Source organism: Desulfitobacterium sp. LBE, assembly GCF_007830365.1.
GTDB classification, from domain to species: Bacteria; Bacillota; Desulfitobacteriia; order Desulfitobacteriales; family Desulfitobacteriaceae; genus Desulfitobacterium; species Desulfitobacterium hafniense.
On sequence record NZ_VLKD01000001.1, the window covers coordinates 2,446,177 to 2,458,874 of the forward strand.

Below are 12,698 nucleotides of genomic sequence, written 5' to 3' on the forward strand. Positions count from 1 at the left end.
AATGATGCCAACTCGAAGATGGAAGAAAAATAATCTCTTTGACCTGATATTGCTGGGGAAATCCATCAGGAGACTCTTTCCATCCCCATAAAAACGAAACAAAGTGTTCAGTCAAAGTGTTCCATGCCAACACTTTCACAACAAGCAAGAAGCTGTGGCTTAAGGCACACAGCTTCTCCCTTTAAGCTCTTGAACAAGTCTGTCTTGTCTTATTTGTTTTTGGGGGCAAGGCCACCGGGGCCGCCATTGGTATTGGGCAAGACAAATACTGCTGCTATAAAAGCTGCTACCGCTATAGCAATAATGATCGTGCTCATCTGGTTGATCGCAATGACCATGCCATCGAAATTGGCCTTAGCATAGAGATCCTGAAAGCTAACCCCAATCTTGGCCAAATGATCCGTTAAGGCCGGGTCAATAACTTTACCGGCTGTTTTCCCCGCTTCCACCACGGCCGGTATCATATCCTGGCTTACTCCCGAGTTCTGAGCCTCAGCAGTTATCTCCGCAGCCAGAGAGGAGGCTGAAATCGCTCCAAAGGCAGCCAGCATGGTGGTTTGTCCGCTGGGACTTCCTAAATCGCGAATCATGATATACGTTCCTGAGCCGCTGCCGAGCTTTTCCGGGGGAACAGCGGACATGGACATTTTCATGCAGGCAGGGGCCATAAACAACAAGGAACCGGACATAAATACCAACGTCAGCACAATATACCAAAAGGGCGTGTCCACTGTGTACTGGGAATAAAGCAGAGTACCAACGATGAAGGTTCCCATTCCTATCAGCAAAACCGTTTTAATCTTAAAAGAATCAATCAATTTGCCGCTGAGCAGGGACGTTACCGCTCCGGCCAGATAAATCACTCCTGTCATAATACCTACATAGGCAGTGCCCAACCCCGGTTTGGCTGTAACAAAGTAGGAGTTTGTAAATACGGAGCCTTGGGAGCAGAGAGCAATAAAGAAATAGAGCAGGATCGGTGCAGCAAAGTAGCGGTTTTTAAGGATGGATAAGTCCATAAAGGGGTGACTGGTTCTTTTCTCCACATTCCAGAAACTTATGGCAAAAACAAGGGCTAATCCCAACATACCCAGAGTATAGGGTGATACCCAGCCAAAATTGGCAACCAGTACGGAAAGAGATAACCAAGTTCCTATGGTAAGCAAAAGCAGGATCGAGCCGATATAATCAAAGGGCTTTCTCTCTGCAGTGGGAGTCTCGGGAACCGTTATCTGTACCAGTGCGATGCCTAGGACTGCTAAGACGCCGCTGATAATATAAAGAGATTGCCAGCCGAATTTCGCAATCAAGATCCCGCCTAAAAAACCACCCATCGCCGAAGCAAAGGTCCCGACGGCAGTATACACACCCACCGCTATTCCCCGCTTGTTGGGCGGAAATAAATAGCTGGCATAGGAAAGGCCGGCCGGGAGAACGGCCGCCACGCCAATTCCCTGGCACAATCTGGCCAATAAGAAAAAGGGATAGTTGGTGGCAAAAGCAGCCATAAATTCACTGATGGCAAAAATAATCATACCGATCATGGCAATGCGTTTGCGGCCTATCTGATCGGCAATATTGCCAAAGACGGGACCGCACACGGTAGCCGTCAGGTAATAGCACAGGCTGATCAAGGCTGCTGTGGCTACCGGGACTCCAAATTCCTTCGTCAGCACCGGCAAAGCGGGAATTTGAAAGGCCATTGCCTCAATCATGGTGAAAGTTCCCAATAATAACCCCAGGTATGAAAACCACGGAGATTTCCGGCTCAGCTGTTCATTGGTCATATTGCTTCCTCCCAGCATGTATTACTTGCTCTTATTTTTTCCGGTTTTTAAACGCTTCAATTAAAGATTTATGCTCTTCCGTCTGGGTGCAAAAAGGAGTGGATTGAAGCTCCGCTTCCATCACCGAGTTCAATAAATTAAACAGAGTTGAATTGGTAATCCGTTTGGTGATTCTGACCGGAAGAGCAGGCATTTGGGCTAAGTCTGCGGCAAAGTTCCGGGTAGCGTTCTCAATTTCTTCCGCAGTATAGACTCTGTTAACAAATCCCAACTCTTTTGCTTCCGCTGCATCAATAACTCTTCCTGTAAACCACAATTCCTTTGCTCTTTGAGCACCCATCATCATGGGCATTAGCAGCATAGCACCCATTTCCGGTGTAATTCCTACTTTGAGGAAATTGGAGCTGAATTTGGCATCCTCCGACGCAAACACAATATCGCAAACCATGGCTAAGCTCATGCCTCCGCCCACAGCATAGCCTTTGACCATAGCAATGACAGGCTTTTCCATCTCTTGGATCTTTCTTGCGGCAAAAATAAACTTTTGTAAGGCTGCTCTGGAATTCTCAACAGTGGGCTCACCGCCGACCCCCGCTTTCAAATCGCCCCCCGAGCTGAAGTGATCCCCTTGACCTTTGAGGATGATAACCCTGACATCCGTATCCTGATCCAGTTGCTCCAAAACTTGTACCATCTTCACCATCAAATCGGCATCCATAGCATTTCTGCGTTCCGGTTTATTAATAATTACATAAGCGATACCGTCATTTTGTTTTTCCCATAATAAAGTCTCGGACATTTTGCTACCTCCTGTTGAGCCGCGTGTTTAATTCCGGCAAAATCGTGAAATGATGTACTAAAATTTGCTCGCGTTTGATCCCTCCCTCTTGCTGTTCATAAACTGTATTTTTAGACAACTTATGATCAATGCAAAACTCATGCCAATTCATTAATACCTCATTTTCCTTTAAAGCAGAGAAGAAACCCCTAAAACCAGATGTTCTATTGTTCACAAGACGGAACACTTTGTTTGAACAAATTGTTCCGCTTTACGCAGCCGGTTTTTTTTAGGAAAAGGTTCGGAGTTGAAAATATTATTAATGTGGTGTAAGATGGCTATAAGATTGGGAAAGTTATTACTAACACCTCGAATTACCGCTTTTCAGCCCTTTTGCTCATGACTGCTTCTCGAAGTGAGAGAAAGAACATAAAGGTTTAAAGGATACTTTCACCATGATTTCTTCTGAGGAGGCTGTGACTATGCATTATACCCAGGAAGAAATTCTTGAGGCTTGGAAGAACTTTATAGTCCGCGGAGTGAGCCAGGAAGACAAAGTTCATCCTTCTGTGGCCCGCTCATGGGAACGATGCCGGAAGCTTGGCCTTGATCCCTGGTCAACGGAATTTCCTAAATGCGACCCCTCCTTGTTGCAGAAAAAAAGAACCCAATATGCAGAATTACTGTCTTTAGCGGCTCCGGTTATGAACTATCTTTATACTTTGCTGGATTGCAACATCAGCATCTGCGATTCTGATGGGTTTGTTTTTGAGTTGATTACCCCGTTAAAAAACTACCCCCGGACTTTAGGAGCCTATACCGATGAAGCGACTTGTGGTAACGGCGCTGTCACTATCGCCCTAAAGGAAAAAATCCCCATGAGAACCGACGGCTATGAGCATTACCGCATTATCAGTCAGAACCATTCCGGTGTGAGTTCTCCGATTATGATCGACAATGCATTGGTTGCCGTCCTCAATGGGGTCAATCCCTTTGGCAGCCTTCACGATAAAGCCCTTGCCATGACTATCACTGCAGCTAAACTCATCGAATATTGTCTGATGGCAGGGCCTAAACCCGCTAAATCTCTTGAACTCAGACCTCGGATCAAAACAATGATCGATGATTGTTCCAGCCCGGTTCTTGTTCTGGAGCATGATGGGACAATCTATACAGCCAACCATGTTTTCGCAAGCTCTTTGGCCGGTTCCGACACAACCGGCAAGTCTTTAGGGAACTATCTTGCTGACAAACATGATTTGAATCGTCTCCTCGCCAACAATTACGAACAACCCAGTGAAGAAATTGAGTTTAAAACAAATTTCACACCCCATAAAAGAGAAACCTTCCGCTGCCGGCTGCTCAGAAAACGGCAGATTCGGCTTCTTAGCGGTGAAGTCCATACCCTGCTTATTTTTAAAAAGCAAGGCCCCGTTTCTACTCCCCATAAGCTCTCCAAACCTCATGGGATTGACTATATCGGTGAAAGCACCGCTTGGTCCAAGGTAGACAGCATCGTTCAAAAAACCGCCAAATTCCCATCCAATGTGTTGCTGTTGGGGGAAACCGGGACAGGCAAAGAAGTGGTGGCTAAAGCCATCCATCAACGCAGTGGACGGAAAGGCAATTTTGTAGCTATCAATTGCGGGGCACTGCCCAAGGATTTGCTTCATAGTGAACTTTTTGGCTATGAAGAAGGGGCTTTTACCGGTGCCCGTGCCCATGGTTCCATCGGAAAATTCGAGCATGCTCATGAAGGAACCCTGCTTCTGGACGAAATAGGAGAAATGCCCCTGGACATGCAGGTAACTCTCCTGAGATTCCTCCAGGAACGGACCATCACGCGGATAAACTCCAATAAGCCCAAAAAAGTGGATGTGCGCATTATCGCCGCAACCAATAAAGATATGGCAGAGCTGGTCAGACTGGGGCAATTCCGTCAGGATCTCTATTATCGGCTCAACGTCATTGAGATCAACCTGCCGCCCCTCCATGAACGAAAGTGCGATATTCCTTTATTGGCGGAATATTTTATATCCGAATTATCCAGGCAGTATAATGTTCCATCCAAACAAATTCATCCGGCTGCTCTGCAAATCCTTTGCGGCTACAGTTGGCCGGGAAATGTCAGAGAGTTAAAAAACGTCATTGAAAAAGCGTTGATCTTGTCCGAAGGCCTAGAAATTACTCCCGACTTTTTACCTGAATATATTTTGCCTTCTCAAAATGCGACCTCTCAATCCATACCATCTACTTCCCGAATCGGGGAATCAGAACGGGAACACATCATCAACCTGCTGGAAAGCTATAACGGTAATATCTTTCAAACGGCAAAAGCCTTAAAGATGTCCCGCAACACCTTGTACCGCAAAATTGAAAAATACAATATTCAACTAAAAACTTCAGCAGTGAAAAAGTAAAAAAGCCAAGGCCCATTTCCCCGCTTACGCTATAGGGTGAAATGTTACCTTGGCTTTTATCTTTTAGTTTACTAATTCGTAATAGGCTTCCCCATCGTGGTTCACCCGCCGAACGTCTCCTTTGTGCACCAAATGCTCCAGATGAGCCATCGCCTCCCCGGAAGCAAACCACTTTTGAGCTAGAGGAAAGTCATCCCAGCTGTTATATCTCAGCTCCCATTGCATTTTTGACGCCGTCTGACCCACCGTCTTTTTGCCATCCCGCAGGATCTCCGCAATCTCCACCAAGCGCTCTTGATGATGGGCGATCAGCTCATCGATCCGCTGCCGGTGGTTGGCGATAAGGCTGCGATGGGCAGGAAATACCTGCTCAATATCATACCCGCGGATCTTTTCCAGGCTCCTGATAAAGTTCCCGAGACTATCAATTTTGTAATGAAAAAAGGTGATATTGGGAGTGATCTCATTGAGGATATGATCGCCGCCCAAAAACAGTTTATGCCTTCTTTCATAGAGGCCGATGTGCCCCGGACTATGTCCGGGAATATTGATAACTTCCCATTGATAGAGTCCGGTCTCTAAGCAGTCTCCCTCATTCAGCGGAGTATAGGCCAAAGGCTTTTTAGGAGTAATATCAAAGACCGCTTTCTCCGTCGAATTCATTTCCTGGCCTAAATTCAAGACCTTATTCAATTCACCCATAATAAGGCCCGGCGAAGTTCTATAATTATTGAGCAGAATGCCGTCCTTCTCCCCAATATAAACCTGGCATCCTCTCTCAGCTAAAAAGTCAGCCAGCCCGGTGTGGTCCACATGCATATGACTCAGTACCAAATCTGTCTTTTGCAGATCGATTTGAAGTTCCTCCACCCCCTCCATAAAAGCAGCCTTACAAACTTCCAGGTCAAACCCTGTATCCAAAATAAGGGGGCGGTCCCCGGACAGAACGATATAGCTGTTCAATGTCTTTAAGGGGTTATGGGGCAAGGGTATCTCATTCAGATAGATATGGGGATAGATTTCACGAATCATCATTTCACCTCAGCATAGCGTCGTTCTGATCATTCTAGCATAAAAAGGCAGCGATTCCTAGGAAATGCAACACCGATCATTAAACCGCAGCTGAATCCTTGATCATGGTGTTAATAGCACTGATCAACGCTTTAACCGAAGAAGTAAAGATATCGGTGTGAATTCCGCATCCCCAATGAATCACCCCATCCGGACCGGTGACTCCCACATAGGAAACGGCTTGTGACTTGGAGCCTAATTCCAAAGCATGCTCTTTATAGATCAGGTTAGAGTAGGATAGCCCCAAGCGAGCCTGGAGAGCATTGCTGATGGCATCCAAACGACCGTCCCCTTCCCCGGATAACTCCTGAATCTCACCCTTGAACTCAAGAGTAACCGTAGTCTGAAAATCATCATGGTTGAGGAAGCGGAAGTTGAGGAATTTAATAGGGCTCTCAATATTGACATATTCCTTGAAGAAAATATCCTTGATTTCTTCAGGCATGAGTTCCTTGTGCAGGTTATCGGAGACATTTTTCACCTTATAGCCGAAGTCTTCCCGCATCTTAGCCGGCAAATCAAGAGCATAATGCTGTTCCAGCATATAGGCGATGCCCCCCTTACCCGACTGGCTATTAATGCGGATCACATCTCCCTCATACTCCCGGCCGATGTCCTGGGGATCGATAAGCAGGTAGGGCACATTCCAATAGTGGCACTCATGCTCTTCCCGCCATTTTATGCCCTTGGTGATGGCATCCTGATGGGAACCGGAGAAGGCTGCAAAGACCAGCTTGCCCCCATAAGGCTGGCGGTCATGGACTTTCATCCGGGTCAACGCTTCATACTTGGCCGTGATTTCCAACATGCTTGCGAAGTTGAGGCCGGGGTCCACACCATGGGAAAACAGGTTAAGGGCTAAGGTGACGATATCCACATTGCCGGTGCGTTCCCCATTGCCAAACAAGGTCCCCTCGATGCGTTGACCACCGGCCAGCAAGCCCAGCTCCGCATCAGCTACGGCAGTACCCCGGTCATTATGGGGATGGAGGGATAAGATCACATTGTCCCGATATTTGAGATGCTCGCTCATATATTCAATCTGACTGGCATAGACGTGGGGCATGGACAGGGAAACGGTGGCCGGCAGGTTAATAATCACTTTGTTTTCCGGGGTAGGTTCAAACACATCCAGGACCTGATTGCAGATTTCCAGGGCAAACTCCATCTCCGTACCGGTAAAGCTCTCCGGCGAATATTCAAATTGGAAATTCCCTTCCGTCTCTGCGGCATATTTTTTCAGCAGCCGGGCACCACTGACGGCGATCTCCACAATCTCCTCCCGGCTCATTTTAAAGACCTGCTCCCGCTGGGCTACAGAGGTGGAATTATAGAGATGGACGACTGCCTTTTTGACTCCCACCAAAGCTTTGAAGGTCTTTTCGATAATATGGTCACGGGATTGGGTCAAGACCTGAATGGTCACATCTTCAGGAATCAAATTCTGCTCAATAAGGGTGCGCAGGAAAGCATACTCTGTTTCCGAGGCGGCCGGGAAACCCACCTCAATCTCCTTAAAGCCAATCTTCAAGAGCATGTGATAATATTCCAGTTTTTCTTCCAGGCTCATCGGCACCACCAAGGCCTGGTTGCCGTCCCGCAGATCAACGCTGCACCAGGTGGGCGGCACCGTAATATATTCCTTTTCCGCCCATTTTAAGCTTTTGACAGGGGGCATGAAATACCCTCGGCGATAATTGTCCACATTCTTCATTGTTCATCATCCTCCCTCACAATAAAAAAAACCTTCCATCTCTATAACCTATAGAGACGAAAGATTTTAACATCTTACGCGGTACCACTCTCATTCATGCCCAAAGCATGCTCTCACAGATACGGGTCCACTATCTGCAAAGAGATTGCCGACCTTATATCCTCCTACTGTAACGGTTAGGATCCGGCTCCACCTACTCTTGATCATTTCAGCGAGCTACTCCGAGGCGAGTTCGGTTCCATCTTTGCCGCTGTTTTACACCAGCCAACAGCTCTCTAAGCGCTTAGATAAAACGTACTAGTCCTCTTCGGCGTATTTAAAAACTATTTAATGTATTCTATAACAGCTTCTCAACTTTTGTCAAGAAAAATTACTTCTTCTTTCCGTCTTCTTTCCTATTCACTCTCATGGTAAAATAAACATAATATGAGCCAAGCCTATTTGTAGTTAAACATCCACAACAGATAGGCTTCTCTGTTTATTTTAGAGAACAACAATTCAGAACAAGTAGATGGAGAGTTTAGAGACAGTATGAAAAGAGTTCAGGAGATTTTCAGGAATTTTGAAGCTGGGGTCAGCTTAAACACAGCTATCGTCAAAGCCGTGGTGCTGAAAGAGAAGAGCAAGACCCTGGAAATGAAGATCAGCTCGGATAACTATATAGAGGTCAGCGACCTTGAATCTCTGAATCAATTTATAAGAGAACAATTGACTTTAGAGGATTCTGAGATTATCGTCGAGTACTCTGAGGGTACTCCCAAAAAGCCCATCGAAGAGGAGCTCAAGAAAATCATCAGCTTGCTGGCCCGCAAACATCCTCTTTTGAAATCTGCCCTCAATAATTGCGACTTCGACATCACGGATCAATCCATACAGCTTACCTTTAAGATTGCTGTTTCTTACTTACTCAAAGGCAAGGGCTATGACAAGATCATTCAAGAGGCGATTAAAAACCTCTATGGTGCCCATTATACCGTTCATTTCGCCGATAAAGTCAACCCTGAAGATTTAGTCCGGCTGCAAGAGGCTACCCAGGAAAAAGAACTTCAGCTGATTCAAAAAGAGAGGCTGGCGGTCCCCCCTAGTCCAACCCCTGCCGAACGCCCTAAAGAGGCTGCACCTGTGCCGGCGGAGAGCAAAGCTGATGATGGCAAAAAAAGCGATCCCCAGCTTATTTTGGGCCGTAATGCCGCCATTAAAGATAAGGTCATCAAAGTTACCGACATTACCCCCGATGAAGGCAAGATTGCTCTTCAAGGGGAACTGTCCAATATCGAAGCCAAAGAATTAAAAAGCGGCAAAACTTTAGTGTCCTTTGATCTCTATGACGGCTCAAGCTCCATCACCTGTAAGTCCTTCCTCAAACCCGGTGAAGACAGTGAGGTCGTATCCAGACTGCAGAAGGCTAAAGGAGTTAAGCTTTCCGGAAATGCCGGCTTCAGCAAGTTCTCCGGGGAAATAGAGGTCATCGCCCACACCATCGTGGAAACAGAAGGTGTAAAAAAATATATACGACAGGATCTGGCCAAGGCCAAACGGGTGGAGCTGCACCTGCATACCCAAATGAGCCAGATGGATGCCATGAGCGGTGCCACGGATCTCATCAAACGGGCCATGAACTGGGGGATGAAAGCCATTGCCATTACCGATCATGGTGTGGTTCAGTCTTTCCCGGAAGCTCATAAACTCCTGGGCAGAGATAATCCCAATATGAAGGTCATCTATGGCGTGGAAGCTTATTTGGCACCGGATAAGAAACCCTCCGTAACCCATCCTAAAGGCCAGAGTATTGATACTACCTATTGTGTACTGGACCTGGAAACCACCGGCTTCTCAGCCGCCACCGAAAAGATCACGGAAATCGGGATCATGAAGATCCAAGGGGGCAAGATCATCGATCAATTCGGCTGTTTTGTCAATCCGGAGAAACCCATCCCCGCCCGGGTCGTGGAGGTAACCAACATCACCGATGACATGGTCAGGGACGCTGAGACCATCGACCAGGTTTTTCCTAAAATCCTGAATTTTATCGAAGGAAGCGTTTTGGTTGCTCATAATGCTGATTTTGATATGGGCTTCCTGAAGCACAACGCGAAAGTCTTAGGCTATGATTTTGACTATACCTATTTGGATACCCTGTCCTTAGCCAAGGAACTTTTCCCGGATTACAAAACCTATAAACTAGGGAGAATTGCCAAGAATCTAGGCATTAAAGTCGAGGTCGCTCACCGGGCCCTCGATGATGTGGGCACCACCGTTAAGGTGTTCAATATCATGGTAGACATGCTTAAAGAGCGGGGGGTAGAGACCCTTGAGGACATTGACCTGAAGGCGGCGGATGAGGCGGCCAGGAAAGATGAATATAAAAAGCTTAAGACCTATCATGCTATTATTTTAGCTAAGGATTATACCGGGCTCAAAAACTTATATAAGCTGGTCTCCTATTCTCATCTTGACTATTTTTATAAAAAACCCCGTATCTTGAAGAGTCTCTATAAAAAGTACTCAGAAGGCTTAATTCTCGGCAGTGCCTGCAGTGAAGGGGAGCTTTATCAAGCCATCCTGCTGGGCCGCTCGGAGGAGGAAATCGAGTCCATCGCCGAAGAATACGATTATCTGGAGATCCAGCCTCTGGGGAATAATGATTACCTGATTAGAACCGAGCAGGTGCCGGGTAAAGACTATCTCATGGAGATCAATCGCAAGATTGTCGCCTTGGGCGAGAAACTCAACAAACCTGTCGTAGCCACAGGGGATGTGCATTTTCTGGATCCCGAAGATGAAATCTACCGGCGGATCCTGGAAGCAGGCCAGGGCTTCAAGGATGCGGATCAGCAGCCTCCCCTCTATCTGAAAACCACAGAAGAGATGCTGGAGGAATTTTCCTATTTGGGAGAAGACAAAGCCTATGAAGTGGTGGTCACCAACACCAATCTGATCGCCGATCTCTGTGAGCCCATCAGCCCTATTTCCTCGGAAAAAGCTACTCCCCATATTGAGGGCTGTGAGGAGACCATTAAGGAGATTGCCTTTGGCAAGGCTCACGAGCTCTATGGGAACCCTTTGCCGGACATCGTTCAGCAAAGGCTGGACAGGGAGCTGGATTCCATCATCAAAAACGGCTTCTCCGTGATGTATATCATCGCCCAAAAACTGGTCTGGAAATCCAACGAAGACGGCTATCTGGTTGGGTCCCGGGGTTCTGTGGGGTCATCTGTCGCCGCCTATATGACAGGCATCACCGAGGTCAATGCCCTGCCCCCTCACTACCGCTGCCCCAGCTGCAAATACTCGGATTTCTCCGATCATGGTCCTAAGATCGGCTTTGATTTGCCGGATAGAGAATGCCCCGTCTGCGGAACCCAGCTGGATAAGGACGGCATCGATATTCCCTTTGAAACCTTCCTGGGCTTCAACGGGGATAAAGAGCCGGATATCGACTTAAACTTCTCAGGAGAGTACCAGGCTAAAGCCCACAAATACACCGAGGTTATCTTCGGTAAAGGCACCACCTTCAAAGCGGGAACCATCGGCACCATCGCTGATAAGACGGCCTTTGGCTATGTAAGGAAGTATTTTGAGGAAAAGAACCGGACTGCCAATAAAGCGGAAATCATCCGCATCTCCAAAGGCTGCACAGGCATTAAACGAACCTCGGGACAGCATCCGGGGGGCATCATCGTGGTGCCCAAAGGCCGGGAAATCTTTGAGTTCTGCCCTGTACAGCATCCTGCCGACGACCCCAATTCAGATATCATCACCACCCATTTTGACTACCACTCCATTGACCAGAATCTTTTAAAGCTGGATATTCTGGGCCACGATGATCCCACGGTGATCCGCATGCTTCAGGATATTACCGGAGTCGATCCGAAAACCATTCCCATGGACGATAAGAAGACCATGTCTCTCTTCTCCTCCACAGAAGCCTTGGGTGTAACCCCCGAACAGATCAACTCCAAGGTGGGGACCTTCGGCATTCCTGAATTCGGTACCCGCTTCGTCCGGGGCATGCTCCTGGATACTCTGCCTAAGGCCTTCGAAGACTTAATCTGCATCTCCGGTCTCTCCCACGGAACCGATGTGTGGCTGGGGAATGCCAAGGACTTGATCGATGCGGGAACGGTGACCCTGAGCGAGGCGGTCTGTACCCGTGACGAGATTATGACCTATCTCATTCGCAAGGGCCTCCCTCCCAACACAGCCTTTAAAATTATGGAAATAGTGCGTAAAGGTAAAGCCCTTAAAGAGCCTAAATGGCCGGAGTACGAAACCTTAATGAGAGAGCACGATGTTCCCGAATGGTACATTGACTCCTGCCGCAAGATCAAGTACATGTTCCCTAAAGCCCATGCCGCAGCCTATGTGATGATGGCCTTCCGTATCGCTTGGTTTAAGGTGCATATTCCCTTGGCCTATTACGCAGCCTATTTCACCATTCGTGCCAAAGCTTTTGACGCCGAATTTATGATCTTCGGCAAAGAAAAGGTCAAGGCAAAAATGAAAGAGATTGAGGCCCTGGGCAATCAAGCGGCACCTAAGGATAAGGATATGTACGATGATTTGGAAATCGTTTTGGAGATGTATGAGAGGGGCTTCTCCTTCCTGCCCATAGATATCTACGCATCCCATGCTACAAAATTCCAGGTGGAGGGCAATGCTTTAAGACCCCCTCTTAACAGCATCTCCGGCATGGGAACCATCGCTGCCGAAGGACTTTACAACGCCGCCCAGGAAAAACCTTTCAACTCCCTTGAGGATGTCAAGAAACGGGGCAAAATCGGGAATTCCACCATGGAATTACTGAGTAAATTTGATTGCTTAAAAGGCATACCGGAAAGCGATCAGATCAGTTTCTTTGATCTAATCAGTTAAAAAAATTGCCTGGAATCTTTGCTGAGCGAAGATCCAGGCAATTTTAGATTAAT

6 protein-coding genes and 1 other annotated feature are annotated in these 12,698 nt (G+C 47.3%); of the genes, 2 read left to right on the top strand and 4 right to left on the bottom strand.

Annotated features, from left to right (window positions below; genetic code table 11):
• Nucleotides 1–209: 209 nt before the first annotated feature.
• Both DESLBE_RS11610 and DESLBE_RS11615 read right to left on the bottom strand, forming a co-directional pair.
• Complete coding sequence (locus tag DESLBE_RS11610; protein WP_144676907.1) at nt 210–1,787, bottom strand: MFS transporter; 1,578 nt, start codon at nt 1,785–1,787, stop codon at nt 210–212.
• 31 nt (nt 1,788–1,818) lie between these two features.
• Nucleotides 1,819–2,586 carry an enoyl-CoA hydratase-related protein gene (locus tag DESLBE_RS11615; protein WP_015943148.1) on the bottom strand — a complete coding sequence of 256 codons (768 nt, stop codon included), beginning with the start codon at nt 2,584–2,586 and terminating at the stop codon, nt 1,819–1,821.
• A 461-nt stretch (nt 2,587–3,047) separates the two neighbouring features.
• Here DESLBE_RS11615 and DESLBE_RS11625 point away from each other — a divergent pair, with 461 nt between their 5' ends.
• Nucleotides 3,048–4,985, top strand: a complete 1,938-nt coding sequence (locus tag DESLBE_RS11625; protein ID WP_144676911.1) for a sigma 54-interacting transcriptional regulator — start codon at nt 3,048–3,050, stop codon at nt 4,983–4,985.
• Between the two features lie 63 nt (nt 4,986–5,048).
• On the opposite strand, the gene DESLBE_RS11630 is transcribed toward DESLBE_RS11625, so the two are convergent.
• A complete protein-coding gene (locus DESLBE_RS11630) occupies nt 5,049–6,017 on the bottom strand; it encodes an MBL fold metallo-hydrolase (RefSeq protein WP_035214236.1) in 969 nt (322 codons plus the stop codon).
• Between the two features lie 79 nt (nt 6,018–6,096).
• On the bottom strand, nt 6,097–7,770 hold the full coding sequence (locus DESLBE_RS11635; protein WP_144676913.1) for a 2-isopropylmalate synthase: 1,674 nt from the start codon (nt 7,768–7,770) through the stop codon (nt 6,097–6,099).
• A 49-nt stretch (nt 7,771–7,819) separates the two neighbouring features.
• Nucleotides 7,820–8,090, bottom strand: a binding site (T-box leader).
• A gap of 211 nt (nt 8,091–8,301) precedes the next feature.
• Between DESLBE_RS11635 and polC the strand changes: the two genes are divergently transcribed.
• The gene (polC, locus tag DESLBE_RS11640) at nt 8,302–12,645 is read left to right on the top strand and encodes a DNA polymerase III subunit alpha (protein ID WP_005813449.1); all 4,344 of its coding nucleotides are present in this window, start codon (nt 8,302–8,304) and stop codon (nt 12,643–12,645) included.
• Nucleotides 12,646–12,698 lie beyond the last annotated feature (53 nt).